The following is a 25,503-nucleotide window of genomic DNA, read 5'->3' as shown; positions in this document are numbered from 1 at the left end:
CGTCCGAACACCTCGAAAGAAAAATTCCCCGGGCTGGGTTCCGGTTTTCCGTCCGTTATTCACTTTTTATTACTGCCACTGCCTCTTCCGATGTCTCCGCATATCCATCACAGCCTGCATCCGTAACCGGCTGTTCAAACGCTATCACGCGGACGCCGACACTACGTGCGGCTGAGAGAACACTTTCCAGCGCTTCTTCATGATTGGCGTGAATCGCAATTACGTCTACGTCCTCGGCCATCAGCTCGTTGACTGCCAGCATCTGATACTCTATCGGATCTACGTCACAGAGGGCAAAGGTACGATACTCCAGCCCACGGGCCTCGTCTGCTTCTGCAGCGGATACGTCCGGCATCTTTACATGAAGCTCTGCGCCCAGAGCTTCCGCCAGATTCTCAAAGTCTGTCTGTACCTGTTCATTCTCCGGATCGTCCCGGCTGGTCAATATCAGACCGATACGTGAAATCTGTTCTCCGACATCTGGATTTTTCTGTTCTATCGCTTCGGATTTCTTCTCTGAGGCTTCTGCCTCCGCCACTTTTTCCTGCCCGCAGCCGCTAAGCGGCCCACACAGCAATATCCCCAGCAATGCGCATGCCAGCAGCAGCCCCTGCTTTCTGATGCTGCACCCGGTTCCGCGTTCCGGATGCTCTGTCTGTTCTCGTTTCTTGTTCTTCCACATTTTTCCAGTTATCCTTCATAGCGGACTGCCAGATACCAGGTGTCCTCTTTCTCACTGATCCGCCACTCTTTTTCAAGCTTAAGCCCTTTGTTCTCCCGTATCCAGCGCTTTGCGTAGCCCCGGTCATGGGCGTATACAAAAATCATGGAGCCGGACTTCAGCAATGCTTCTGCCCTCTCGAACAGGGCGCGGTACAGACAGTCCACATCGTGGGCGGTGCGGTTTTTGCCCTCGCCGGGCATGTCGGTGATGATTTCATCGAATTTATATTCATGGCTGAAGTCCCGCATGTCTTTGTTGATGAAATGGGCCGGGATGCCTGCTGTGGCGGCGTTTTCCCGGGCGGCTTTTATGGCCGGGCCAAAGATGTCGGTGCCATAGAGGGTGTCGGCGTGTACTGCGTAGTTCCGCTCAAAGAGCAGGGTACCCACGCCGCAGAAGGGATCCAGCACCCGGGCATTTTCTTTCATGTAAGGTTTTGCCAGTTCTGCCAGTACGGCAGCCAGGGCAGGCTGCATGGAGGCTGCCACGCTGTGTTTCCGGTAGGCGAAGCGGCGATCCGGCAGGCCGGAGAATTTAAGTAAGGGCAGGAATCCGCCGGATTTTTTCTCGTTAAGGCGAAGCTCTACCTCATAATCTGACGTATCGTTCAGCATAGTGCCGCCGGTCTCCAGCATCAGGCCGTCTGCCAGTTTTTTGGTAAAGCGGCTGCGCTCCTCCAGGTTCATTTTGCTGCGGCATTCGATCCGGAACTGCCAGGGAGCGCCGCCCTCGTAGTATCGCTTCAGGACTTCCCGCAGATTGGATTCTGCCAGCTCTTTGGCGGCGTTTTCCCGGGATACCTCATCGATATCCAGGCAGAACAGCAGTTCCCGCCAGGTTCGGATGGACAGAAGTTCTCTGAGATCCCCGTCTTTTACCCGCATGCCGGATCCCATCATGGTGACTTCACCGCAGGTGATCTGACAGGCTGTCAGATCCCGGTAGTCTTTCCAAGTGGTCAGGATCACATCTGACAGTTCGTTTTTGCCTGTAAACCGACGTTTCTTCGCAGTCTCATATTCGGAAATCAGGCCGTTCAGGGCTTCCAGCTCTTCGCGAAGATGCTTATCGTTTTCTGCGGTCCGCTTTTCTCCCAGCAGAATACGTCTGCGCTCTTTCAGAAACGGCAGCTGCTCCTCGCAGTCGCAGCCCTGAAGCGCCAGCAGATAGGCGCTCTTTACAAAGCGCTGTTCTTCCTTCTCATAGGCTGCAAGCAGCGCGTCCCTGCACTCGTCTCTGCCCAGCAGTCCCAGCACCAGAGCCGCATTTTTCCGAATCTTGGGATCCTCGGATTTCAAAAGGGACAGCCAGAATTCCGGCTCCTCCTCGAATTTCTCATCCAGCCACAGACCTGCCGCCGGTCCTTCTTTCTTATCCCGCAGAAGTCCCCGCATGATGGACAGGCTCTGTCTTACGTCTTCTCCGTTTTTTATTTTTTCGTATAAATTATACAAGGTGTTCGTTTCCTTCCTGATACATAATTTTCACAGTTATGGTTATTTTCCCATATCCTTCGGATATACACGCTCCGCTTTGGATGCCATTCGGCAAGGTTGCATACCCAATGATATTCTATCACATTCCACCCGATCTGCCAACGCATTTGCATACCAGATTTGAATGCCTGCCCCGCAGGCTGCTATCTTTTTATTTCCAATAAGAAAGGACCGCCATCTGAAAATGACGCTCCCTTCCACCCCTATATAATTTCCCAATACATTTCGAAAATTTCGTCTTACACCTGTATTCTTACACAAACAATGTCAGGATACCAACCCCCAGTACAATACCGAAGAGCAGCGCAGTGATGTAGCTGTTGATCGGCACATTTGCCAATACGGTAGATTGTAGCATGAAGATCAGCCACGGAAATACGGCCAGCTCCGGATGCTCTGCGAACACGGCCCGGGAAGCAATGGCACAGGAAGCGCCGCCAGCGATATGAGGCTCAGAAGCGTCTCCTTCTTCTTCGCCCTCGGCATCCGGAAATTGATCATCGTACCAGAATGAACCACCAGCACGTTATAGGCGATGGTTCCCACCGCGATCATATTGGCCGACAGCAGCATATCCTTCGGCAGGTTACCTGTGGCGAAGCCAATGATAAATATCACGCCGTAGATCAGCGGCATCGGAATCATGGATCGTATTTTCGTCGCTATCGTCATTGAAAGGAATGCAATCCCCAGAAAAACTAAAAAACTTTTATCAAAGGCCCAGGTGTATTCTGCCATAACATTTACCTCATTTTTTCGTAATTCGTGTATTTCGCGCGAAATTACGCGAGCCGCGTAATTTCTGTGCATAGCGCAGCGTGTTACTGTGAACACCGTGAACAGTAACTAAACTTCCAGCCTCAGTCCGGCGCATGGCAGGCTAAGATGGATCACTTAGGACCTCTCCCGAGTGCGAACACCATCAACTACAAGATTTACCACGATAAGGACTACCCGTCCTATATCCTGATGCCGTATATCCCGGAGACACCGGGCGAGCTGTGGCTGCAGCCCATGGTAGACGATGATATCGTCATGGGCGGAAGCGGCAAGGGCGGAACCCATTAATTTCTAATTACTGCCGTTTTTTAATATCCAAAGTCCTTCCGGTATCGATACATTTTCTGTTCTTTACAGGTAAACTCCTGCTCCCGCCTGAATCCAAGTTTTTCCAGTAAATGGCAGGATGCCGTGTTTTCCGCCTCTGCGTAAGCACTGATCTCCGGAAGTTCCAACCAGTCCCTTCCGTAATCCAGCGCTGCCCGGCAGGCTTCCTCCCCGTAGCCCTGTCTTCGATAAGGCGTGTCAATCAGATATCCCAGATCCAGCTCCGCCTCCGGGAGATAATCGGCGATTCCAAAACCGGCGCGGCCGATGATTCTGCCGCTCTCCTTCTCCAGTACCACCCACATTCCACACTGATAGAGGCCATACATATACTTAATATAAGCCTTCGCTTCTTCCTCTCCCATTTCATCATACCCGTTTTCCCGGCACAGGGCATTGAGCGCGGGCAGGTCAGCAAGCGTCATTTCCCGAATCCGCAGACGTGCTGTTTCCGCGATGGTGACTGGAAGCCCCAGGGCTCTCGTATGTACCTGCTCCAGAAATTCTCGATCAATCTCCTCAAAGCCCTCCAGCAGGATCCGGCAGCCAGACAGCTTCTGGCCGGACAGTTCCGGATTCAGATACCCGATACAGAAGAAGCCCTGCTCCAGCGCGGCTTTTTCCTCTGCGTCTGTCTCCACCAAGCACAATAGCTCTTTGGGCTTTCCAAGGCTTCCGGAGGCCTTGGAAATCGCTTTCCCGCTGCCGCCCGGAACCTTCCTCCAGGGAAGCCCGGAGGCTGTCAGAGCGGCCTCCAGCGCCTCTGTGTGGGACGCCTGTATAATCAGTCCTTTCAGCATTTTCGAAAAACTCCTTTACGTTCTCCCTGTTTTCGGCTAAAATAATAGATAAATACGGATATTAACAAAATGGAGGAATACATTATGGCACAGAATCCGGTAGTTACCATTGAAATGGAAAATGGCGATATCATCAAAGCAGAGCTTTATCCGGAAATCGCACCCAACACAGTCAACAATTTCATCAGCCTCGTGAAGAAGGGTTTCTATAACGGACTGAATTTCCACCGCGTTATCAACGGCTTCATGATTCAGGGCGGCTGCCCCCAGGGCACCGGAACCGGCGGACCGGGCTACTCCATCAAGGGCGAGTTCTCCCAGAACGGCGTCCAGAACGATCTGGCTCACACACCAGGCGTCCTGTCCATGGCCAGAGCCATGCATCCGGACTCCGCAGGCTCCCAGTTCTTCATCATGCATAAGACCAGTCCCCATCTGGACGGCGCTTACGCGGCTTTTGGAAAGGTCATCGAGGGACTTGATGTGGTAGACAAGATCGCCACCACACGCACCGATTTCCGCGATCGTCCCATGAAACCGCAGGTCATGAAGACTGTGACTGTCGATACCTTCGGCGTGGATTATCCGGAGCCGGAAAAACTGTAAGTCTTATCACACAGGACGGAGAAGTCTATGCGCACTTCCCCGTCCTGTTCTTTTTCCGGCATAAAGCGGTCTATGCCTCACCCTTTATTTTCTTAAAATGCTCTTTGATCTGTCTCTCATACCCATTATCTGACAACTCATAAAACTTCTCTTCCAGCACCTCGTCAGGCAGATACTGCTGCTCTACATAATGATTCGGGTAATCATGGGCGTACTTATACCCTGTACCATGACCCAGCTTGCCCGCACCCGGATAATGGGCGTCCTGCAGATGGGGCGGCACGCTGGTGCGCTTTGTCTTCACCGACTCCATAGCCGCAAAGATGGCATTGACTGCGGAATTGCTCTTGGGCGCGCAGGCTACATAGGAAGCCGCCTGGGCCAGGATAATCTGTGCTTCCGGAAAACCGATGCGCTCCACGGCCTGAGCTGCTGATACCGCCACGGTTAAAGCCATGGGATCCGCGTTTCCCACATCCTCAGACGCGCAAATCATAATTCTGCGGGCGATAAACCGTTCATCCTCCCCCGCGTAAATCATTTTCGCCAGATAATAGACTGCCGCGTCCGGATCGGAGCCGCGCATACTTTTGATAAAGGCGGAAATGGTATCGTAGTGATTGTCGCCGGTCTTGTCGTAGCGCACCGTCCGCTTCTGGATGCACTCGGACATCACCTCCAGCGTCAGGTGAATCCGCCCGTCCCCGGAGGGCTCCGTGGTCAGCACGCCAAGCTCGATGGCGTTCAGGGCCGACCGGGCGTCACCGCCTGCGATATCCGCCAGAAAATCCGCCGCTTCGTCGGTGATCTCCGCCTGATACGCGCCCATGCCCCGCTCTTTATCCGTCAGAGCCCGGTGAATCAGTTCCAGAATATCTGATTTTTCCAGTGCTTTCAATTCAAAAATCACAGAACGGGACAGTAAAGCTCCATTTACTTCGAAATAGGGATTCTCGGTGGTGGCTCCTATGAGAATCACCGTACCGTCTTCCACGAAGGGCAGAAGATAATCCTGCTGCCCCTTATTAAACCGGTGAATCTCGTCCACGAACAGGATGGTCTTGCGGCCATACATCCCCAGGTTATCCTTGGCCCGATTTACCACAGCCTCCATATCCTTCTTGCCGGCCACCGTGGCGTTCAGCTGGGTAAAATCCGCCTTTGTCGTATTGGCGATGACACGGGCAATGGTGGTCTTGCCGGTGCCGGGCGGTCCGTAAAAGATCAGCGAGCTTAATTTATCGGCCCGGATGGCCCGGTATAGCAGCTTGTCCTTTCCTAAGATATGCTTCTGTCCCACAATCTCGTCCAGGGTCCGGGGACGCAGCCGGGACGCCAGCGGCGCCTCCTGCTTCTGTGTATTTTCCCGCATATAATCAAATAAATCCATCTGTATCTCTCCTTGTACCCAGGCGCACTACTCCAGAATCAGTTCGTCCGCCGTCACAAATTCGTACCCTTTTTCCTGCAGCGCATCCACAATCCGAAGGGCCGCATCCACGGTGGTCCGGTAGGAATCATGCATGAGAATCACATCGTTTTCCTCCACATCGGATAGTACCTCCCGCACAATCTGGTCGACATTTTTCACCTTCCAGTCCAGGGTATCCAGGGTCCAGAATACCGGAATCATCAGCACCTCACATTCCAGTTCCTTATTCCAGCTTCCGTAGGGCGGACGCACGTATTCCACCTGCTGTCCGGTGATGGCGGTAATGGCGCTGCTGGTGTCCTGAATCTCCGCGCAGGCCTCTTTTAAGGGCAGACTGTTCACGTCCACATGGTAAAAGGTATGATTGCCGATGAGATGCCCTTCCTCATGCATGCGCCGGATGATATCCTCCCGGCCCTCGATATTCTCGCCCAGTAGAAAAAAGGTGGCTTTTACACCGCGATCCGCAAGACCGTCCAGCAGCAAATCCGTATAATAAGGATGCGGACCGTCATCAAAGGTCAGGGCAAGCCGCTTTGTCTCCCGGCCCACCGGATCCGCTTCTGCGCTTCTGACAGATTCCGATCCGGTTCGGATCTGCTGTCCGGCCTCCTGATTTTTACGCCAGAAAAAGGCGCCCAGCACCAGCATAAGCCCCAGAAGCCCCTTCCTGAGTCCCCGCTTCCATTCCGGATTTCTCCTGCTTCTTCTATTCACGGCCGCTCTCCCGGTTTGCTTTTACTGTAATATATGCCGGAAGAGCAGGCATAGAATCCTGCTCCGCCGCTTTTCTTATTTCTCTTTGTCGGACAGTTCTTCCGGATCTGTCTCCTCTTCGTCAGACGCTTCTGCCTGGTCCTTCAGGATCTTCTCTGTAATTCCTTCAAATTCCGGACGCAGCTTCCGTTTCATCTGATTTGCCAGGAAATAAACCAGTACCGGAATCAGGAGGTTATTTCCTGCCTCAGAATCCATCCCCACAATCCAGTACAGCAAAGCTCCCGCGCCAACAACGTCCAGCCCCAGTATTTTCAGATACGCGGTCTTTCTCATCTGGGTCATATCCTTCAAAAGACCGGTCAGCCAGGGCTCCACCACGTCGGAAAGCACCAGATAGCCAATTACAAAGATACCCAGCAGCACTTCAAAAATTCGCATATTGATGTTTTTCGTAACCAGGGCATACGCCACATAGCCGAGCACGATTACGGTCATTCCGATGATAATACCTGTAGTCAGCCGCTGCGCCGCTTTTTTCTTTGCTTTCATCTCTTCTGTATTTTCCATATTTTCCCTTCTCCTTTTGCAAGCTCTCTGGCTCTCAGTGTACCAGAAAAAAATAATCCTTGCAAGTTCCGGGAGAATGTCTTACAGTTATCCTAATCTTTTTTGTCAGGAGGTAATTTCCCATGATTCCTAAGGATCCTATTATGCTTTTAAGCTGGATGAACACGCAGCTTCGCGATCACTACGCATCCCTGGACGACCTGTGCCGTTCCGAAAACCTGGAGCGCAGCGCCATCGAGTCTTCCCTGGCCTCCGTGGACTACGTCTACGATCCAGACACCAACCAGTTTACCTGATTCTTTTTCACAAACTACGCACCAAAACAACGAGGGGAGCGCTCGACGGCACTCCCCTCCATATGCATGGGTTTTGTTGGGTTTTCTTTTTTATTTCTGTACCTTGGACATGGCTGCTTCGTCGCAAATAACGGTTACATTCGGATGGAACTGAATGATGGAAGCCGGAACCTCCGGTGTTACCTCGCCGTAGAATGCCTTTGCCACGATGTCTGCCTTGTCTGCGCCTGTGACTACCATCAGAATCTTCTTCGCGGACATGATAGTTCCGATGCCCATGGTGTATGCCTGACGCGGTACGTCGTCGATGGACTCAAAGAAACGCTTGTTGGCCTCAATGGTCATCTCTGTCAGGTCTACGCAATGTGTCTCTTTGTCGAAGAAGCTGTTCGGCTCATTAAATCCGATGTGTCCGTCATGGCCGATACCAAGAAGCTGGATGTCGATTCCGCCAAGTTCCTGAATCAGAGCCTCGTAACGCTTGCTCTCCTTCTCCGGATCCGGCTCGGTTCCGTCCGGTACGTTGGTGCGGCTCGGGTCGATGTTAATTCTGCTGAACAGATGCTTATTCATGAAGTAGTAGTAGCTCTGGTCGTTGGAGTGATCCAGACCTCTGTATTCGTCAAGATTGACCGTTGCAGCCTTGGAGAAGTCTACCTCGCCGTTCTTGCACCACTCAGCCAGGCAGTCATAGATGCCGATGGGGGTGGAGCCGGTAGCCAGTCCCAGAACGCTGTCCGGTTTCGCGATAACCTGAGCTGCCAGAATGTGCGCTGCCATCTTGCTCATTTCTTCGTAATTCTTTACTGTAATGATATTCATACAAATTCCCTCCTGAAATTAATCATTCCCACTGGATATGATACCGCTTTCTCCCTTCGCGATATCCTCGATATTTTCATCTTAGCAATGAAAAAACACTCTGTCAACGGGATTACCGATTTGTGCAACTTATTTGTGTTTTTGTGTCACTTTTCCTTTAGATCGTTGGGATCTTTAGTCAAGCCACAAATGATTCAACGCAATTCGTTCTTCCAGAAATACCTTATTGTCTCTGCTCGGGTGAATCCGGTTGGTCAGAAGAATCATGCCTTCCCGCGTATCCATATCCATCAGAATCGAGGTTCCGGTAAAGCCGGTATGATACAGGATATGGTTTCCGTATTCCTTGTTCCATCCCAGGCCTCGATCTTTGAACGTGGTATCCAAAATCGTCCGGAACATCCCTTCACTGAACAGTCGTCCGTCCCGCTGCAGATACGCCTCCACGAAACTCATCAAATCCGAAAGCGTGGAAAAAATTCCCGCACTGCCGCTCTCTCCCAGAAGATAAGCCTTGGAATCGTGGGCCACTCCGCAGACCATTCCCCGGTCTTCCTTATCCTTCAGTTCGCCTTTTCGCTCAAAATCGCCCTGTAACCCGCTGGTATGCAGAAGCAGGTGCCCCACCGTCACTTCCGGATGACGAAATTCAGACACCTGCTCTGATACGGATGTATCAAAATTCAGTTTTTTCTCATCGATGAGCTGCAGAATTCTTGTGGTGGTTCCCACAACCTTATATTTTTTGATCCTTCTCTTTTGGCCACATTACCCACATTGACTTTGTCAATCTCTACGCCCTCGCGGATCAGCTTTGCCATATCCGCGATATTCTTCGTGATAACGAAGACGCGCTCGCCCGGATACGCATTCTCCTTCAGGCGCTTCGCGGCACGCGCTACCGTAGTAATAGACAGATTTACACCCGCCGGCTTCGCCATTTTCAGGCCAGACAGACCATCTCGTCCTTCAGCGCCTCGTCATTGGCCACCAGAATGCGGGTCGCGCCCACGGTATTGGTCCATACCATAGCTACCTGACCGTGAATCAGACGCTCATCCACTCTTGCGTGAACAATCTCGCCCTTCGGGCCGTCCGGATTCGCCCGGCGTACGACCTTCGCAGTCTTTACAGGTGCTGCCTTCTGCATTTTTTCTTTTAATTCATCCGCTGAATGTTCCGGCAGAAAGTCCACTGCCTGATATATTTCAATATATTTTCCAAATATTTGTTTTTTGAAATATCATTACATTTTCTGTTTCAAACCACATCTGCCGAAACTATGAGAAACACGCTCCGCGAGTTTCTCAAGTTATCGCGGCAGTCGCCAAGGTCTTGTGCAAGCACAGACTTTGGCTCGTTGCTCGCGTAAAAAATAAGGGCAGGCAGGTTTTCACCTGTCTGCCCCCGGACTTTTCTATCCCCTTCAGCTTACTCTTCGTCCTCTGCAGCACGCTCTGCAGCCATCTCCTCATTGTAATGATCTGCGTGAAGCACTGCGCGCTCTGCGTCCATCTCATCTGAGGAGTCGTCATCCTCCGGCATGATCTTGATCAGACCCTGCTCCAGCTCCTGGATAGCAATGGACAGCGGCTTCTTGCCCTTGCCGTCTACGAACGGCTCCTCGCCGCCGATGATCTGACGGGCACGCTTGGATGTGGCCAGCACGATGGAATAACGGCTGTTGACTACCGGAGTTTCGCCCTCCTCTACCTCGCTGTTGACGACCTTCATTAAATCGGAATATGACGGATGTAACATGTTTTCACCTTAACCTTTCTGAAATTTGCTAATATCTTTTTTGATCGTGTTAATAAGCTCCAGATTGCGGGAAACACGGCTGTGCTCGCCCTGTATAATCTGATGCACCTGTGTGACACAGGTATCTAAATCATCATTGATGATGAAATAATCATAATTTTCAATGCCCTCGGCCTCCTCGGAAGCTCTGGAAAGACGCTTCTCCACCACATCCAGGCTTTCGGTTCCCCGGCCTATCAGACGGTTCTTCAGGGTCTCCGCATCCGGCGTGGATACGAATAACAGCAGCGTATCCGGAAACCGCTTCTTAATCTGCAGCGCTCCCTGAATCTCAATCTCCAGAATCACGTCCCTGCCCAGGGCCAGCTGTTCTTCCACATAAGCCCGCGGGGTTCCGTAATAATTGCCCACATAGCAGGCGTGCTCGATGAGCGCCTCATCGGCTATCATCTGTTCGAATTCTTCTTTGGTGCGGAAAAAGTACTCTCTTCCATCCACCTCGCCCTCTCTGGGGCTGCGGGTGGTCGCAGAGATGGAAAGGGCGTAATTATCATAACGGCTGACCAGCTCCTTCATCAGTGTTCCTTTTCCTGCGCCGGAGAAGCCGGACACAACCAGTAAAATTCCTTTTCTGTCCATCTTATTCTCCCTACTCAATATTCTGAATCTGTTCCCGGACTTTTTCAATGCCGGTCTTCAGCTCAATGGCGTGATTGGAAATCTCCAGGTCGTTGGCCTTGGAAAGGATCGTGTTGGCCTCCCGATTCATCTCCTGAGCAATGAAGTCAAGCTTGCGGCCCACGCTCTCTTTCTCTTCCAGTGTGGCTCTCGTATGCTCGATGTGGCTGCGGAGTCTCACGATCTCCTCGTCCACACAAATCTTATCCGCGAAAATAGTCACTTCGGAAGCGATACGGCTCTCCTCAATCTGGGTATCGGAAAGGAGCTCCTTCACCTTATCCTCCAGCTTCGCCCGGTACTCGGCCACAATCTGCGGAGAACGCTCCTCCACATAATCCACATGAACCAGCAGCTCGTCGAGCTTCGCGGTCAGATCCCGCTTCAGATTCTCGCCCTCCGTCACGCGGGTGGCTACGAACTGCTCGCAGGCGCCCTTTAAGGCCTGCTCCAGAAGCTTCCAGAGCTCTTCTTCGTCATCCTGCACCTCTTCCATCACCAGAACCTCCGGATAACGGGACAGGGCCCCCACCTTCACATCCTGATCCAGGCTGAAATCCTCTGCCATCTGCTTTAAATACTTCAGGTACTCCGCGGCAATTTCCTTATTATAATGAAGCGCCATATTGCTCTCGGACAGATCCTCGTAGGTTATAAAAATGTCCACCTTGCCTCGCTGAATATAAGTCTTCAGGAGGCTTCGGATGGCAGATTCAAAATAATTCAGCTTCTTCGGCATCTTGATGGCCACGTCCAGATATCTGTGGTTGACGGACTTCATCTCCACCGTCATTTTCCGATCCCCTTCGGATACCTCGCACCGGCCAAAGCCTGTCATACTCTTTACCATGGTTGTTCTCTCCGCTCCGCAGTGTCTGATTTTCCGAACCTTTGCACTGCTCATTTGGATTTTATTGTAGTTGAATTTTTTCCACATGTCAAGTATACTTATTTAAAAGCTATTTGAAGGAGGCCGTTTTCACCATGGCATTTGACGGAATTACAGTATCCTGTCTTCGAAAGGAGTTATCCGATAAGCTGACCGGAGGACGCATCACAAAAATCGTCCAGTCCGAGGCCGATGAACTCCTGCTTACCATAAAAAACAACGCAAACCAGTACAGACTTTTGCTTTCTGCTTCGGCGAGTCTGCCGCTGGCCTACCTGACAGATAAAAATAAACCCGCGCCCATGACCGCGCCGGGCTTCTGTATGCTGCTCCGCAAGCATCTGGGGGGCGGACGCATCGTGGCTGTGAACCAGCCCTCTCTGGAGCGCATTCTTCATTTCCATATCGAACATCTGGACGAGATGGGGGATCTCTGCCGGAAAACCCTGATCGTGGAGCTGATGGGCAAGCACAGCAACCTGATTTTCTGTAAAGAGGACGGCATGATCCTGGACAGCATCAAGCATGTGTCCCTGGCGGTCAGCTCCGTCCGGGAAGTGCTGCCGGGCCGGACTTATTTCATTCCCCATACCCAGGACAAGCTGGATCCCCTCACTGTCGCTCCCGTGGAAATGGTTTCTGCCATCTGCGACAAACCGGCGCCCCTCTCCAAAGCCATCTACACTACACTGACCGGCTTTTCCCCGGTCATGGCCGAGGAGCTCTGTCACCGGGCTTCTGTGGAATCCGCGCGGCCCGCAGGGGCTCTTACTGCTCCCGAACGGGAAATGCTGTCCCACCAGCTGCTGCGGCTTATGGAGACTGTCAAGGACGGTGATTTCGAACCCCGTATTTATTATAGAAATGCCGGTTTCGTATCCACTGATACCACATTTTCCCAGTTCGGACAGAGTCTGGAGCCGGTAGAATTCTCCGCTGTTCCCCTGACCATGTACGAAGAAATGAACGCCCAGCCCTTCGAATCCGTTTCCGCACTCCTGGAAAGCTATTACGCCACAAAGAATACCCTGACCCGCATCCGCCAGAAATCCTCCGATCTACGCCGCATCGTCCAGACTGCCCTGGACCGGAGCCGCAAGAAATACGATCTGCAGAGCCGACAGCTGGCCGATACGGAAAAACGGGAAAAGTATAAGATCTGGGGCGAGCTGATTCACACCTACGGCTACGGCGTACCCGAGGGGGCAAAATCCATGCAGGCCCTGAATTACTATACCAATGAAGAGGTCACGATTCCGCTGGATCCGACCCTTTCCGCCCAGGAGAACGCCAAGAAATATTTTGACAAATATGGCAAGCTCAAGCGAACCTTCGAGGCTGTAACCACGCTGCTGGCTGAAACGAAGTCTGAGGTGGAACACCTGGAATCCGTACAGACCGCCCTGGATATGGCACTGTCCGAGGAAGATCTGGTGCAGATCAAAGAAGAGCTGGTAGAGTCCGGCTACATCCGCAGAAAAATCGGCGGCAAAAAGGTGAAAATTACCTCGAAACCCTACCACTACGTCTCCAGCGACGGTTTCGATATCTACGTGGGTAAAAATAATTTCCAGAACGACGAGCTGACCTTCCAGTTTGCCACCGGAAACGACTGGTGGTTCCACGCCAAAGGCGCGCCCGGCTCTCACGTCATCGTGAAGGCAAACAGCCGGGAGCTGCCCGACCGTACCTTCGAAGAAGCGGGCCGTCTGGCCGCCTATTATTCCAAGAACCGGGGCGGCGACAAGGTAGAGATCGACTATGTTCAGAAGAAACAGGTAAAAAAGCCCGGCGGCGCGAAGCCCGGTTTTGTGGTGTATTATACCAATTATTCCCTGATGATTGATTCAGATATTTCGGGTATCCGGCAGGTAGATTAAGAAAGTTAAGATATTCTTAATACTCGGCCCGTCCCGTTGCTTTTTGCCTGCCAAACGCTTATACTGAAAGCAGAACGTATGAGCGGGAATTGCCGCTCATACCATTTTTCTCTACAAGGGAGGATTTTATTATGAAGTATACGAAAAAGAAGAAATTACTTTCCTTTTTCCTGATTTTCACACTCTGTTTCGGACTGCTGACGCCCACATTCCGGACTGAGGCAGCCAGAGCCACCGGAACGGTCAAGAACCGCATTCTCAATGTGCGCTCCTCCGCTTCCACCAGTTCTTCCATCATCTGCAAGCTGTCCCAGGGAACCAAGGTATCCATTATCTCTGAGACCACCGGCGATGACGGCCTGAAATGGTACGATGTGTTCTTTGCCTATGGCGGCGACGCCAAGGAAGGCTATATCCGGGCGGATCTGCTGAATGTATCCGGAAGCGTATCCGGTTCTTCCGGAAGCGCTTCAAATAATTCCTCAGGCTCCGACAACAGCGGTTCGTCCGCATCCGGGCAGAAGTATGTGAAACCGGCTGTGGCTATCATCCGTACCTACGCATCCACCAACGCAGACATCCGTACAAAGCTGGAACGCGGCACGGCAGCTTCCGTTATCTCTTCCAAAAAGGGCGATGACGGCAGAACCTGGTACAAGATTTCCTTTATAAAAAATGGTTCTGCCATGGAAGGCTACATCCGCGGCGATTTGCTGATCGACACTAACCCGGGCGGTTCTGCTTCTTCCACCGATGTATCCGGAACCCGCTATGTAGTTCCTGACAGCGGCGTGTCTGTCCGCTCCTATGCCTCTACCAATGGCGATATCCGCTCCAAACTGAATAAGGGCACAGCCGTCAGTCTGATTACTTCCAAAAAGGGCGATGACGGACAGACCTGGTATAAAGTATCTTATACCGTAGACGGCTATAAGCTGAGCGGTTATATCCGCAGCGATCTGCTGACAGACAAGAATCCGGCAGGCGACTCCGGTTCTTCTAATACTTCCTCAGGAAGCGCCTCTACCAGCGTCACCATCCGTCCGGCAGTAGCCAATATCCGCTCCTACGCTTCCACCGGAGCTGATATCCGCTCCAAACTGCCCGCCGGAACCACAGCTACCATCATTTCCGAAAAAACCGGCAATGACGGCAAGAAATGGTATAAAATCTCCTACACACTGAACGGTAATACCATGCAGGGCTATATCCGTTCCGATCTGGTAACCATGGGCGCTGCGACCAACACCTCCGGCTCTTCCGGAAATTCTTCATCCGGCAGCTCCTCCGGCGGCGTCGCACAGGTTCGAAGCTATGCTTCCCCCAACGCGGATATCCGCGCCACACTGGAAAATGGCACTAAGGTAGCGATTATCAAAGAAAAAACCGGGGATGACGGTCAGAAATGGACCAAGATTTCTTTCACACAGAACGGTGAGAAGATTGAAGGTTATGTTCCTTCTTCTCTGTTAAAATAAGCTTCCGAATTTGAAAAGGGTCTTCGCTTTTATGCGAAGACCCTTTTTATATCTCACTTTTATGCCGGACAGAACCGTTTTTCTGCCTCCCCTGCCGCCGCCAGATTTACCAGATTCAGAATCGCCTGCACCACCTGATGGCAAATGCGGACAATATACTCACAATCCTCCTGCACGCCGTGCTTCATTTTCAGATAATCCTCATGGGCCTTCTTAACAAAGCTGCAGACTGCCTCCGGCGTCTCAAACTTTTTCGCGTCAATCCGGTCGCGAAAGGCCTTACCACTCTTTACGTATTCCCGAAGGCGGAATTTCAGTTCTTTCTCATACACGCAATGATCTTTCAGATTGCCGTCGTAGATCTGATTGTGCGGGAAGGTAAAATAATCCGCAATATAATGAATGATTTCACCCAGTCGGCGCATAAAGGCGCGTCCATTGTCCAACAGCAGACCGGAATCCGCGGACAGTACACAGATACGTTCCTTCACCAGATCAAAGGTTCCATTGAACTCATGACGCTGGGTCAGAAAGGAAGGCTTGCAGTCCGGGAGTATGCTTCCCAGATAGAACGCTTTCCTGTGATGTGTCATCACCGGAACCTGCATGTCCTGCGCAATGTATCTGGCCAGTGAAATATGTGATTTTTTTCTCATTTATTACCTCCATCCTCACGGTATCTTGCCGCTTATATAGTTTCCCCTCGTAAAACACTACCTTTTCTATCATACTCCAATCATTCCAGGTTGTCTATCACTAACTTTTACAATATTCCATAAATTTCAGCATTATTTTTTGACTATTTTGGTGTTTATCTCCTCTTTTTGTTATGAAAAATGATGAACTTTTTATAAACTTCACGTTTTTGCTTGATTCAGACCTGAAAATTCAGTACACTAAGATGAATGACGCAGGATGGATGGTGGATTTATGAAACATGAGATGCAAAGTCAGGCTACGAAGCAGGCGCTGGTGGATTCGCTGAAGCAGCTTCTGACGAAAAAGTCGTTTTCGAAAATTACGGTCACGGAGATCGTGGAAAACTGTGGGTATAACCGCAAGACGTTTTACTATCATTTTGAAGATATTTATTCGTTGCTGCGCTGGATGCTGGAACAGGATCTGCTGTCGGTGGTGGACAGCAATGAATTAACGTCTGATCCGGAGAAGGTAATCCGCTTCGCTCTGAGTTATATTAAGCAGAACCGGCAGCTTCTGACCTGCGTTATCACAGAGCTTGGTCATGATGAGCTCCGCAATTTTCTCTATGATGATTTTGCCGCTCCCATCCGTATGGTGATTCAAAAAGCCGAGTCGGAGATTGGACTTACGTTGGACGACGCTTATCGGGAGTACCTGACTTCTTTTTATACCAGCGGTATGACGGGGATGATTATCCGGGTGCTGCTTCGGAAGATTCCCTCGGAAGAGGAATTTATCGAGGATATGATTACGACGTTTCAGGTGTCGCTGACAGCGCTGGTGCAGGCGCGGGGGCACAGGATATAAAAACATAATAAATGGACGGAAAGAGAGTGTGCCTTGCTTGCTCGGAGACGCATTGATTTCCCTGGATTCGTTCGCGCGGCTTATTCGCCCCCGATCGCCAAACTCGGCCTTCGGCCTCAGACAATGGCTCCTTCGGGGGCTGCCAGCGCAAACGAATCCTCGGGAAATCAAGCTAACCTCCGATCAAGCAAGGCACACTCTCTTTCCTGACGTTACAGGACGGTTAAGTTATCCTGCGATTTAGGATATCGGTTGTTTAAGACGGTATATTTTTTATTTTAGGGCGTTCATTACCAATACACAGGAAAACAAGACGGTATCCCTTTTGCGGAGGTTAGCTTGATTTTCCGTGGTTTTGTTTGCGCTGTCAGCCCCCGAAGGAGCCACTGTCTGAGCCCCGCAGGGGCGAGTTTGGCGGTCGGGGGCGAATAAGCCGCGCGAACAAAACCAGGAAAATCAATGCGTCTCCGCGAAAGGGATACCGTCTTGTTTTCCGTACGTTTTTCTATTAGGATACATAATCAAATAAGGACAGCTGATTGGACTCCGGCAGGTCGCCGAGCAGCCCCAGGTCGCCCATGAAGTCGATGACGGTCTTTGACAGCTTGCTCCGTGTCCGCAGGTCGTCCCTGGACAGGAAGGGGCCGTCTTTGGCGGCGGCTTCCAGCTGGTCGGCCGCTTTGTCGCCCAGGCCCTCGATGGTACTTAAGGCGGGCATCAGTTTGCCGTCGATGATCTGGAAATGGTGGGCCTTCGCCTTATAGATGTCGATGGGCCAGAATTCGAAGCCTCTGGCGTACATCTCCTGTACGATGTGCATGTCCTTCATACTGTCCTGCTCCTTTTTGGACAGAGAATCGCTGCGGCGCTTGTAGTCGGCCATATAGTAAGCCAGCCGCTCCTTGCCCTGGCACATGAGCTCGTAGCTGAAGGCGGACGCTCGGATACTGAAGTAGGCCGCGTAGTAGGCCAGCGGATAGTTGATTTTGCAGTAAGCGATTCGCCAGGCCATCATAACGTAGGCCGCTGCATGGGCCTTCGGGAACATGTACTTGATCATTTTACAGGACTCGATATACCAGTCCTCCACACCTTCCGCCTTCATGGCGTCTATCCATTCAGGCTTCAGTCCTTTTCCCTTTCGCACACTTTCCATAATGGTAAATGACAGGCTTGGCTCCACGCCCTGATGTATCAGATACAGCATGATATCGTCTCGGGTACAAATAGCTGTGGAAATGGTAGCTTTTCCCTCTTTGATGAAGCGCTGGGCGTTGTTCAGCCACACATCGGTACCGTGGGACAGTCCGGAGATTCGGATCAGGTCCGAGAAGGACTGGGGCTTGGCGTCACACACCATCTGGATTACGAAGTCGGTGCCGAACTCGGGGATTCCAAGACACCCCAGAGGACAGCCGTCGATATCCTCCGGCCTGATGCCGAGAGCCTCTGTATTCTTGAACAGGGACATGACGCCCTGGTCGTCCAGGGGAATGGTTTTCGCGTCCAGGCCGGTCAGGTCCTCCAGCATACGAATCATGGTCGGATCATCGTGTCCCAGAATATCCAGCTTCAACAGGTTGTGGTCGATGGAGTGGTAGTCAAAATGGGTGGTGATAATGTCCGTGGTCATATCATTGGCCGGGTGCTGGATCGGCGTAAAGGAATGAATTTCCTCGCCGTGGGGCAATACGACGATACCGCCCGGGTGCTGACCCGTCGAACGGCGCACACCCACGCAGCCCTGGACGATCCGGTCGATCTCACAGTTTCGCTTGTGCTGCCCCCGCTCCTCGTAATAATTTTTCACATAACCGAAAGCAGTCTTATCCGCCAGGGTTCCGATGGTCCCTGCACGGAAGGTCTGTCCTGTACCGAAAATGACCTCCGTATACTTATGGGCCTTGGACTGATAATCGCCGGAGAAGTTCAGGTCGATATCCGGTTCCTTGTCGCCCTTAAATCCCAGGAAGGTCTCGAACGGAATATCGAAGCCTTCTTTCTTCAGGGGACCGCCGCAGACCGGACAGTTCTTGTCCGGCATATCGCAGCCGGCCGCACCCGCGTATTTGCGCACCTCTTCCGACTCGAAATCACTGTAATGGCAGGCCGGGCAGTAATAATGGGGCGGAAGCGGGTTGACCTCGGTGATTCCTGCCATGGTGGCTACGAAGGAGGAACCTACAGATCCTCGGGATCCCACCAGATAGCCGTCCGCATTGGATTTCCACACCAGCTTCTGGGCAATGATATACATAACCGCGAAGCCATTGGAAATAATCGAATGCAGCTCCTTCTCCAATCGCTCCGTTACCACCTGGGGCAGATCTTCGCCATAGATGGAATGTGCCTTTTCATAGCAGATATCACGCAGGGTCTGATCGGAATTTTCGATAACCGGCGGACACTTATCCGGGCGCACCGGGGAAATCCGTTCAATCATGTCCGCGATCTTGTTCGTGTTAGTTATAACTACCTCTTCTGCTTTATCACTTCCGAGATATTCAAATTCTGCCAGCATTTCCTCGGTGGTACGCAGGTACAGGGGAGCCTGGTCGTCCGCGTCCTTGAAGCCCTTTCCGGCCATGATGATACGGCGGTAGACCTCATCCTCCGGATTCAGGAAATGCACGTCGCAGGTGGCCACCACAGGCTTGTGGAACTGCTCGCCCAGGGACACAATCTTTTTATTCAGACGAATCAAATCATCCTTAGACTCAAAGGTGGGACGCTCTCCCCGCAGCATAAACTCGTTATTTCCCAGAGGCTGGATTTCCAGATAATCATAGAAATTCACCAGTCTCGCGATCTCCTCGTCGGGGGCAGACCGTACCAGTGCCTGGTACAGCTCTCCGGCCTCGCAGGCAGAACCCACGATAAGGCCCTCCCGATGCTTCTGAAGCACGCTTTTCGGAATTCTGGGCACACGGGCGAAATAGTCCAGGTGGGACCAGGAAACCATGCGGTACAGATTCACCCGGCCAATCTCATTTTTCGCCAGAATGATGACGTGGTGGGATGGCAGCTTCTTAATGGCGTCCGCGTCCAGGGTACTCATCTGGTTGACGCCGTTCAGGTCGAAGATATCCCGTTCCTTCAGCATTTGCACAAACTTCACGAAGATTTCAGCGGTACAGCCCGCATCGTCCACGGCCCGGTGATGATTTTCCAGGGATACATTCAATGCCTTCGCCACATTATCCAGCTTATAACGGTTCAGCTGAGGCAGTAAAATTCTCGCCAGCGCCACTGTATCTACTACTGTAAATTCACAGGGCAGCCCCTGTCGTTCGCTGTTCTTTCGGATAAAGCTCATATCAAAGCCGGCGTTATGAGCCACCATGACCGCGCCCTTGCAGAAATCCAGAAACTGCGGCAAAATTTCCTCGATGGCAGGCTCGTTCATAACCATTTCATCACTGATGCCGGTCAGCTTCTCAATCTCGAAGGGAATCGGAAGCTGCGGATTTACGAATACACTGAACTTGTCAGAGATTTCGCCCTTTTCCACCCGCACAGCCCCAATCTCGATGATCCGGTCGTTTTCTGCGGAGAATCCTGTCGTCTCGATATCGAATACCACATAGGTATCATCCAGGCTCTGTCCGGCTGCGTCGGTGACAATATCCTTCAGGTCGTCCACCAGATAGCCCTCCACGCCGTAGATCACCTTGAAATTATCGCCCTTTTCCAGGCTGTGGCTGGCGTCCGGATAGGCCTGTACCACGCCATGGTCCGTCACTGCGATGGCTGTATGGCCCCAGGACTTGGCACGCTTAATGATGCTCTTTACATCCGAGACGCCGTCCATATCGCTCATTTTCGTGTGACAATGAAGCTCCACGCGCTTCAGCTCGCTATTATCTGTACGGGGCGTCCGGAAATCTGAGGATTTCTTGATGCCTGTGACAGAGCTGATGGTCAGCTCATTATCGAAGCGATCCATGGCAGTCAGACCCTTCAGCTTGATAAAAGATCCCTGTTTTACCTTCTCCCGGAAGGCTTCCATCTCGTCGTTTTTCTCAAAGATCTTAATGCGGATGGTATCGGTATAGTCCGTCACTGTAATGGTTACAATGGTTTTCTCGCCACGGATCTCCCGCTCATCCCAGCCGGTGACCTGGCCATGGATGACCACCTCGCCCATTTCCCCAATGACCTGCACCAGATCTGTAATCTCGCTGTCATCGAAATCCCGGCCATACAATACATCCGGATTATTGCCGGCACCCCTGCTTCGGAAGCCTCCGCCGGAACGCAGAGTCTTACCATATGCGTACTCGCTCTTGCCGAAATTGCCGAAGTTCTTTTTACCGCCGTCCGCTTTGGCCGCCGTCTTCTTCTCGACCTTTGCCCTGTCGGGGCTTCCCGCGCCGCCTGCTGCCGCGATTTTGCCATCCGCGCTTTCCGCATTTTCCGCGCTCTCCGCCGCGTCCGCTGCCTGCTTGGCCGCCCACATGGCCGCGTTCAGCGCCTCCGCCTGCTTCTCCACGTCCGCCCGGCCGCTGCGCCTCTTCTTTTCTTCCTTTTTATCCACAAACTCCACCCGGATTTTCACATCCAATCCACATCGTTCCGTGAAAATCTTATACAAAATGCGGATAAGTTCATCGGCTGCGTCCTCGCCCAGGGTGGTTTTCGTAAGTTCCATTTTCAGGACATTACTCTCCGGGAAGCTGATTTTCGCGCTCCGGAACAGGTTGTACTCCAGCATGCTGTAATTACGCAACTCAAAAAGAATACTGTCCTTATAGAGCCCCATCAGGGTCTCCGGGTTGTACTGTCCCGACAGCTCGTAGCGCTCCAGGATCTTTACCGTAATGTCAGCGTTGCCAAACAACTGCCTTTTTAAAGTCTTTTCAAGCTGAAAAAGCTGCTCCTTATGGATCAGCTTTCCGCTCACAAGATATACTCTTATGAAATTTTTTGCCCGGTTAGAAGTGACCTTTTCCACCTGCACCTGCTCCAGAAGGTCTGACAGACCTTTTTCCACATGCAGGGGCGGAAATACCTCTGCGAACATTTTTACCATTGACAGTTCTCCCTAGTTCTCGTTCCAGTGTAACAGTTCCTCGCGCAGCGCGCCCAGAAGCTCGCTCTCCGGCATTCGCTGTACGATTTCGCCCTTCTTAATCAGCATACCGGTGCCCTTGCCGCCCGCGATTCCGATGTCGGCCTCCTTGGCCTCGCCCGGTCCGTTGACCACACAGCCCATGACTGCCACCTTGATGTCATCCAGCGGAATATCTTCTACCATGCGCTCTACCTGGTTGGCCAGGCCGATGAGGTCAATCTGGGTTCTTCCGCAGGTAGGACATGATACGACCTCAATGCCGCCTTTGCGGAGCCCCAGCGTCTTCAGGATACGTTTTGCGGAGCGGATCTCCTCCAGCGGATCACCGGTCAGGGATACACGGATCGTGTCGCCGATGCCCTGGTACAGGATGATACCCAGTCCCACGGCGGACTTGATATTGCCGGAATACAGGGTGCCGGACTCGGTGATTCCCACATGGAGGGGATAATCGGTCTTTGCGGCAATCAGTTCATGGGCCCTGGCGCACATCATCACGTCGGAGGACTTGATGCTGATAACCAGATTGTCATAGCCCATGTCTTCGATGAGGTGTACCTTATCCAGGGCGCTCTCCACGATACCCTCTGCGGTGACGCCGTGGTATTTTTCCACCAGCTCTTTCTCCAGGGAACCGCTGTTGACGCCTACGCGGATGGGGATACTGCGCTCTTTCGCAGCGTCTACTACGGCCTGTACACGTTCCCTGCTTCCGATGTTGCCCGGATTGATACGAATCTTGTCCGCGCCGTGCTTGATGGCCGCCAGTGCCAGCTTATAATCAAAATGAATATCTGCCACCAGCGGAATCGTAATCTGCTTCTTAATCTCAGTCAGCGCCTCCGCTGCCTCCATGGTTGGAACCGCGCAGCGGATAATGTCGCAGCCTGCCGCTGTCAGGGCCTGAATCTGCGCCACCGTCGCCTGCACATTCTCTGTCTTTGTGTTCGTCATGGACTGAATCAGGATCGGATTACCCCCTCCGATGACCCGGCCGCCAATTTTAATTACTTTTGTATGTTCTCTCATCCCATTCTTGCCTCCCGCAATTCTTTTTCCTTTTTGAAACGACTCTGCTTCTCTACATTTAACACCATGCCAATCTCAAATAGCAGGAATACCGACGCCGTTCCTCCGTAACTGAAGAAGGGCAGGGTAACGCCCGTGGTCGGAAACAGGCTGGTGACTACCATCAGATTCAACACGACCTGCAGGGCCACATGGGAAAAGACCCCGATGGCCAGCAGACGCCCGAAGGTATCCTCCGCCTCCTGTGCCACACTGTAAAGCTGATATAGCAGGTAGATAAACATCAGGATAATCAGCCCCGCGCCAAAAACGCCAAGCTCCTCACAGATAATGGAAAAAATCATATCGTTATAAGGCTCCGGAATACGGCCCAGCTTCTGGATACTATTTCCAAGCCCCTTTCCAAAGAGCCCGCCGGAACCGATAGCGTACAGCGCCTGCAGGGACTGATAGGCCTTGTCCGACTCATAAGAATAAGGATCCAGCCACGCCAGGATACGGGCGCCACGAAAACCACCGTTTCCACTGCCCACATCTCCGGAAGCCAGCTTTTGCTTCAGATAGAAAATCAGCGCTCCGACTCCCGTGGCTCCCGCTCCGCCCATCAGCACAAAGGGCCAGTACTTCGGATATACCATAAAGGCCATCAGGAAACTGATGCCCAATACGATGGTAGCCGTACTCATATTGTTGCTGATTTTCAGGATCATTACAGACACCACAGCCGTCGGAATCAGAACCGTGATAAAGTTCTTCATATTATCCAGCCTGCCGGAATAATTGCCTATCAACGTCGCGGAAAATAAAATCATCGCCACCTTGACCGGCTCCGCCACCTGGAACTGACCAAGACCCGGGATACGGATCCATCGGGTCGCGCCCTTTACGGTGACGCCCAGTCCCGGCACCTTCAAAAGCAAAATGAGCACAATCGAAGCCAGAAACCCCAACATCGCAAAATGCTTCCAGAAATGATAATCCACATTGGCGACAAACAGCATCACCACAATGCCCAGGATGCTGTATTTCAGCTGACTCATCAACAGAAAGGTGGGATCATGGTTGAACGCGTCACTCATACTGGCCGTATAATAGCTGGCACTGTATATCATCACCAGACCGAAGACGATCAAAAATAAGACGGCCACGATCAGGTTCATATCATAACTGAACAGATAAGAGAGAACTCTTCTCTTTTTCTTTTTTTTCGCCATCTGGCACTCCTTTTTGAAACTCGTTTACTTTTTATTATACTTTCTTCCCATCCCTCTTGCAAGCTGAAAACGGATATCCGTCAAAGAAGAATCCTGCAAAGCAGGATTCTTCGCCTACGGCGGGTCGCCTCAGCGACACAATTCCACTCCGCCGCAGTGCGATCCTGCCCGAAGGGCTTTGTTATGTAATAGGAGATTCCAACGGAATTTTCTATTACATAACAAGAGACAGGACAAGTCTCCTTATCCCGTCTCTTATGTAACGTAAAGTGCCGTCTTGTTTAAAAATTACTCTACGACCTTGATCCAGCCCTTCGGAGCCTCGATGCGGCCCATCTGGATACCTGTCAGGGTGTCATACAGCTTCTTGGTAACCGGTCCCATATCGGTCATGCCGCTGGGGAAGCAGATCTCGTTGCCGTGATCTACGATCTTTCCTACCGGAGAAATTACGGCTGCTGTTCCGCAAAGTCCGCACTCCGCAAACTCCTTTACCTCTGCGAACGGCACGGTTCTCTCCTCTACTTCCATTCCCAGGTACTCTTTTGCTACGTATACCAGAGAACGGCGCGTGATGGACGGAAGAATGCTGTTGGACTTCGGAGTTACCAGCTTGCCATCCTTCGTTACAAACAGGAAGTTTGCTCCGCCTGTCTCTTCTACGTTGGTTCTGGTCGCCGCATCCAGATACAGGTTCTCATCGAAGCCCTCCTGATGCGCGGTTACGATAGCGTGCATACTCATGGCATAGTTCAGACCTGCCTTGATGTGGCCTGATCCATGGGGCGCCGCACGGTCAAAATCAGATACCTTGATGGTAAGGGGCTTTACGCCGCCCTTGAAGTACGGTCCTACCGGAGTACCAAATACACGGAACTGATACTCGTCAGCCGGCTTTACGCCGATAACCGGGTTGGTTCCGAACATATACGGACGGATATACAGGGTTGCGCCTGTTCCGTAAGGCGGTACATAGGCTTCATTTGCCTTTACTGTCTGTACAACTGCGTCTACAAAACGATCCTCCGGGAATACCGGCATCTCCAGACGCTTTGCAGACTGAACCATACGCTCTGCGTTCAGGTCCGGACGGAAGATAACCGTCTTGCCCTGCTCTGTGGTGTATGCCTTCATACCCTCAAACACCGTCTGTGCGTACTGCAGAACGCCTGCACACTCATTCAGGACTACATTTGCGTCATCGGTGAGACCGCCCTCATCCCATGCGCCATCCTTAAAGTTGGATACGTAACGCTTATCTGTCTGTACGTAACCAAAACCGATATTTGACCAGTCTAAATTTTTCTTTTCCATGTCAAAGCTCCTCCTTACACTCATTCAGTAATTTTCTGATTTTCCTTTGGGGATTCCTGAAAATTCACTCCAGCCGTATGCCTGTATTTACACTGAGGCTGCCGCGG

At 51.9% G+C, this 25,503-nt stretch carries 25 protein-coding genes; 6 read left to right on the top strand and 19 right to left on the bottom strand.

Features of this window, described 5'->3' with window-relative positions; genetic code table 11:
- Positions 1-55 precede the first annotated feature (55 nt).
- The 3 genes from ACESZP_RS03545 to ACESZP_RS03535 form a co-directional block, all read right to left on the bottom strand.
- Positions 56-682, bottom strand: coding sequence for a substrate-binding domain-containing protein (locus ACESZP_RS03545; protein WP_499708048.1), 627 nt, complete (start codon positions 680-682; stop codon positions 56-58).
- 8 nt (positions 683-690) lie between these two features.
- Positions 691-2,178 carry a methyltransferase gene (locus ACESZP_RS03540; protein WP_499708047.1) on the bottom strand — a complete coding sequence of 496 codons (1,488 nt, stop codon included), beginning with the start codon at positions 2,176-2,178 and terminating at the stop codon, positions 691-693.
- Positions 2,179-2,583: 405 nt separating this feature from the next.
- On the bottom strand, positions 2,584-2,958 hold the full coding sequence (locus tag ACESZP_RS03535) for a hypothetical protein (RefSeq protein ID WP_499708046.1): 375 nt from the start codon (positions 2,956-2,958) through the stop codon (positions 2,584-2,586).
- A gap of 147 nt (positions 2,959-3,105) precedes the next feature.
- Here ACESZP_RS03535 and ACESZP_RS03530 point away from each other — a divergent pair, with 147 nt between their 5' ends.
- A complete protein-coding gene (locus ACESZP_RS03530; RefSeq protein ID WP_499708045.1) occupies positions 3,106-3,288 on the top strand; it encodes a hypothetical protein in 183 nt (60 codons plus the stop codon).
- Between the two features lie 20 nt (positions 3,289-3,308).
- Here the strand turns inward: ACESZP_RS03530 and ACESZP_RS03525 are convergent, their stop codons facing one another.
- Complete coding sequence (locus tag ACESZP_RS03525) at positions 3,309-4,127, bottom strand: GNAT family N-acetyltransferase (protein WP_499708044.1); 819 nt, start codon at positions 4,125-4,127, stop codon at positions 3,309-3,311.
- Between the two features lie 84 nt (positions 4,128-4,211).
- Here ACESZP_RS03525 and ACESZP_RS03520 point away from each other — a divergent pair, with 84 nt between their 5' ends.
- A complete protein-coding gene (locus tag ACESZP_RS03520; protein ID WP_178038535.1) occupies positions 4,212-4,733 on the top strand; it encodes a peptidylprolyl isomerase in 522 nt (173 codons plus the stop codon).
- Between the two features lie 70 nt (positions 4,734-4,803).
- On the opposite strand, the gene ACESZP_RS03515 is transcribed toward ACESZP_RS03520, so the two are convergent.
- The 3 genes from ACESZP_RS03515 to ACESZP_RS03505 form a co-directional block, all read right to left on the bottom strand.
- Entirely contained in the window at positions 4,804-6,123 is a 1,320-nt protein-coding gene (locus ACESZP_RS03515; protein WP_499708043.1) for a replication-associated recombination protein A, read from the bottom strand.
- A gap of 27 nt (positions 6,124-6,150) precedes the next feature.
- Complete coding sequence (locus ACESZP_RS03510; RefSeq protein ID WP_499708042.1) at positions 6,151-6,882, bottom strand: polysaccharide deacetylase family protein; 732 nt, start codon at positions 6,880-6,882, stop codon at positions 6,151-6,153.
- 75 nt (positions 6,883-6,957) lie between these two features.
- Positions 6,958-7,452 carry a hypothetical protein gene (locus ACESZP_RS03505; protein ID WP_499708041.1) on the bottom strand — a complete coding sequence of 165 codons (495 nt, stop codon included), beginning with the start codon at positions 7,450-7,452 and terminating at the stop codon, positions 6,958-6,960.
- A 122-nt stretch (positions 7,453-7,574) separates the two neighbouring features.
- On the opposite strand from ACESZP_RS03505, the gene ACESZP_RS03500 reads away from it, so the two are divergent.
- Positions 7,575-7,748, top strand: a complete 174-nt coding sequence (locus ACESZP_RS03500) for a DUF4250 family protein (RefSeq protein ID WP_178038531.1) — start codon at positions 7,575-7,577, stop codon at positions 7,746-7,748.
- Positions 7,749-7,838: 90 nt separating this feature from the next.
- On the opposite strand, the gene nagB is transcribed toward ACESZP_RS03500, so the two are convergent.
- The 7 genes from nagB to ACESZP_RS03465 form a co-directional block, all read right to left on the bottom strand.
- Entirely contained in the window at positions 7,839-8,570 is a 732-nt protein-coding gene (gene nagB, locus ACESZP_RS03495; RefSeq protein ID WP_178038530.1) for a glucosamine-6-phosphate deaminase, read from the bottom strand.
- 174 nt (positions 8,571-8,744) lie between these two features.
- Positions 8,745-9,302 (bottom strand): serine hydrolase domain-containing protein, encoded by a 558-nt coding sequence (locus ACESZP_RS03490; protein ID WP_499708040.1) that lies wholly within the window; start codon positions 9,300-9,302, stop codon positions 8,745-8,747.
- Positions 9,254-9,511: a PTS sugar transporter subunit IIB gene (locus tag ACESZP_RS03485; RefSeq protein WP_499708039.1), complete on the bottom strand. Its 258-nt coding sequence runs from the start codon at positions 9,509-9,511 to the stop codon at positions 9,254-9,256. Before ACESZP_RS03485 ends, ACESZP_RS03490 begins: the two co-directional genes overlap by 49 nt.
- A 2-nt stretch (positions 9,512-9,513) precedes the next feature.
- A complete protein-coding gene (locus ACESZP_RS03480; RefSeq protein WP_499708038.1) occupies positions 9,514-9,720 on the bottom strand; it encodes a PTS sugar transporter subunit IIB in 207 nt (68 codons plus the stop codon).
- A gap of 281 nt (positions 9,721-10,001) precedes the next feature.
- On the bottom strand, positions 10,002-10,331 hold the full coding sequence (gene rpoZ, locus ACESZP_RS03475) for a DNA-directed RNA polymerase subunit omega (RefSeq protein WP_499708037.1): 330 nt from the start codon (positions 10,329-10,331) through the stop codon (positions 10,002-10,004).
- A gap of 9 nt (positions 10,332-10,340) precedes the next feature.
- Complete coding sequence (gene gmk, locus ACESZP_RS03470) at positions 10,341-10,970, bottom strand: guanylate kinase (RefSeq protein WP_349163666.1); 630 nt, start codon at positions 10,968-10,970, stop codon at positions 10,341-10,343.
- 10 nt (positions 10,971-10,980) lie between these two features.
- Positions 10,981-11,859 carry a YicC/YloC family endoribonuclease gene (locus ACESZP_RS03465; protein WP_499708089.1) on the bottom strand — a complete coding sequence of 293 codons (879 nt, stop codon included), beginning with the start codon at positions 11,857-11,859 and terminating at the stop codon, positions 10,981-10,983.
- Positions 11,860-11,993: 134 nt separating this feature from the next.
- Between ACESZP_RS03465 and ACESZP_RS03460 the strand changes: the two genes are divergently transcribed.
- Both ACESZP_RS03460 and ACESZP_RS03455 read left to right on the top strand, forming a co-directional pair.
- Positions 11,994-13,778 (top strand): Rqc2 family fibronectin-binding protein, encoded by a 1,785-nt coding sequence (locus tag ACESZP_RS03460; protein ID WP_499708036.1) that lies wholly within the window; start codon positions 11,994-11,996, stop codon positions 13,776-13,778.
- Positions 13,779-13,909: 131 nt separating this feature from the next.
- The gene (locus ACESZP_RS03455) at positions 13,910-15,256 is read left to right on the top strand and encodes an SH3 domain-containing protein (protein WP_499708035.1); all 1,347 of its coding nucleotides are present in this window, start codon (positions 13,910-13,912) and stop codon (positions 15,254-15,256) included.
- A gap of 59 nt (positions 15,257-15,315) precedes the next feature.
- On the opposite strand, the gene ACESZP_RS03450 is transcribed toward ACESZP_RS03455, so the two are convergent.
- Positions 15,316-15,912 (bottom strand): zinc dependent phospholipase C family protein, encoded by a 597-nt coding sequence (locus tag ACESZP_RS03450; protein WP_499708034.1) that lies wholly within the window; start codon positions 15,910-15,912, stop codon positions 15,316-15,318.
- Positions 15,913-16,186: 274 nt separating this feature from the next.
- Between ACESZP_RS03450 and ACESZP_RS03445 the strand changes: the two genes are divergently transcribed.
- Entirely contained in the window at positions 16,187-16,765 is a 579-nt protein-coding gene (locus tag ACESZP_RS03445) for a TetR/AcrR family transcriptional regulator C-terminal domain-containing protein (RefSeq protein ID WP_499708033.1), read from the top strand.
- 508 nt (positions 16,766-17,273) lie between these two features.
- Here ACESZP_RS03445 and ACESZP_RS03440 read toward each other — a convergent pair.
- From ACESZP_RS03440 to ACESZP_RS03425, 4 genes are all read right to left on the bottom strand, one after another.
- Positions 17,274-21,797: a PolC-type DNA polymerase III gene (locus tag ACESZP_RS03440; RefSeq protein WP_499708032.1), complete on the bottom strand. Its 4,524-nt coding sequence runs from the start codon at positions 21,795-21,797 to the stop codon at positions 17,274-17,276.
- Positions 21,798-21,809: 12 nt separating this feature from the next.
- Positions 21,810-22,868 carry a flavodoxin-dependent (E)-4-hydroxy-3-methylbut-2-enyl-diphosphate synthase gene (gene ispG, locus ACESZP_RS03435; protein WP_178038853.1) on the bottom strand — a complete coding sequence of 353 codons (1,059 nt, stop codon included), beginning with the start codon at positions 22,866-22,868 and terminating at the stop codon, positions 21,810-21,812.
- Complete coding sequence (locus ACESZP_RS03430; RefSeq protein ID WP_349163673.1) at positions 22,865-24,082, bottom strand: FtsW/RodA/SpoVE family cell cycle protein; 1,218 nt, start codon at positions 24,080-24,082, stop codon at positions 22,865-22,867. Before ACESZP_RS03430 ends, ispG begins: the two co-directional genes overlap by 4 nt.
- A gap of 288 nt (positions 24,083-24,370) precedes the next feature.
- A complete protein-coding gene (locus tag ACESZP_RS03425) occupies positions 24,371-25,396 on the bottom strand; it encodes a branched-chain amino acid aminotransferase (RefSeq protein WP_158362885.1) in 1,026 nt (341 codons plus the stop codon).
- Between the last annotated feature and the right edge of the window lie 107 nt (positions 25,397-25,503).

The organism is Candidatus Dorea massiliensis AP6 (genome assembly GCF_964245105.1).
Lineage (GTDB): Bacteria > Bacillota > Clostridia > Lachnospirales > Lachnospiraceae > Laedolimicola > Laedolimicola intestinihominis.
Note: the sequence above shows the minus strand (reverse complement) of the source record. Positions and strands in the feature narration are given on the sequence as shown.

Bases quoted from the DNA above. Each gene is read 5' to 3' on its own strand.
- ACESZP_RS03545 (WP_499708048.1), bottom strand. From the start codon at position 682: ATGTGGAAGAACAAGAAACGAGAACAGACAGAGCATCCGGAACGCGGA.
- ACESZP_RS03535 (WP_499708046.1), bottom strand. From the start codon at position 2,958: ATGGCAGAATACACCTGGGCCTTTGATAAAAGTTTTTTAGTTTTTCTG.
- ACESZP_RS03530 (WP_499708045.1), top strand. From the start codon at position 3,106: ATGGATCACTTAGGACCTCTCCCGAGTGCGAACACCATCAACTACAAG.
- ACESZP_RS03525 (WP_499708044.1), bottom strand. From the start codon at position 4,127: ATGCTGAAAGGACTGATTATACAGGCGTCCCACACAGAGGCGCTGGAG.
- ACESZP_RS03520 (WP_178038535.1), top strand. From the start codon at position 4,212: ATGGCACAGAATCCGGTAGTTACCATTGAAATGGAAAATGGCGATATC.
- ACESZP_RS03515 (WP_499708043.1), bottom strand. From the start codon at position 6,123: ATGGATTTATTTGATTATATGCGGGAAAATACACAGAAGCAGGAGGCG.
- ACESZP_RS03505 (WP_499708041.1), bottom strand. From the start codon at position 7,452: ATGGAAAATACAGAAGAGATGAAAGCAAAGAAAAAAGCGGCGCAGCGG.
- ACESZP_RS03500 (WP_178038531.1), top strand. From the start codon at position 7,575: ATGATTCCTAAGGATCCTATTATGCTTTTAAGCTGGATGAACACGCAG.
- nagB (WP_178038530.1), bottom strand. From the start codon at position 8,570: ATGAATATCATTACAGTAAAGAATTACGAAGAAATGAGCAAGATGGCA.
- ACESZP_RS03485 (WP_499708039.1), bottom strand. From the start codon at position 9,511: ATGGCGAAGCCGGCGGGTGTAAATCTGTCTATTACTACGGTAGCGCGT.
- ACESZP_RS03480 (WP_499708038.1), bottom strand. From the start codon at position 9,720: ATGCAGAAGGCAGCACCTGTAAAGACTGCGAAGGTCGTACGCCGGGCG.
- rpoZ (WP_499708037.1), bottom strand. From the start codon at position 10,331: ATGTTACATCCGTCATATTCCGATTTAATGAAGGTCGTCAACAGCGAG.
- gmk (WP_349163666.1), bottom strand. From the start codon at position 10,970: ATGGACAGAAAAGGAATTTTACTGGTTGTGTCCGGCTTCTCCGGCGCA.
- ACESZP_RS03465 (WP_499708089.1), bottom strand. From the start codon at position 11,859: ATGGTAAAGAGTATGACAGGCTTTGGCCGGTGCGAGGTATCCGAAGGG.
- ACESZP_RS03460 (WP_499708036.1), top strand. From the start codon at position 11,994: ATGGCATTTGACGGAATTACAGTATCCTGTCTTCGAAAGGAGTTATCC.
- ACESZP_RS03455 (WP_499708035.1), top strand. From the start codon at position 13,910: ATGAAGTATACGAAAAAGAAGAAATTACTTTCCTTTTTCCTGATTTTC.
- ACESZP_RS03450 (WP_499708034.1), bottom strand. From the start codon at position 15,912: ATGAGAAAAAAATCACATATTTCACTGGCCAGATACATTGCGCAGGAC.
- ACESZP_RS03445 (WP_499708033.1), top strand. From the start codon at position 16,187: ATGAAACATGAGATGCAAAGTCAGGCTACGAAGCAGGCGCTGGTGGAT.
- ACESZP_RS03440 (WP_499708032.1), bottom strand. From the start codon at position 21,797: ATGGTAAAAATGTTCGCAGAGGTATTTCCGCCCCTGCATGTGGAAAAA.
- ispG (WP_178038853.1), bottom strand. From the start codon at position 22,868: ATGAGAGAACATACAAAAGTAATTAAAATTGGCGGCCGGGTCATCGGA.
- ACESZP_RS03430 (WP_349163673.1), bottom strand. From the start codon at position 24,082: ATGGCGAAAAAAAAGAAAAAGAGAAGAGTTCTCTCTTATCTGTTCAGT.
- ACESZP_RS03425 (WP_158362885.1), bottom strand. From the start codon at position 25,396: ATGGAAAAGAAAAATTTAGACTGGTCAAATATCGGTTTTGGTTACGTA.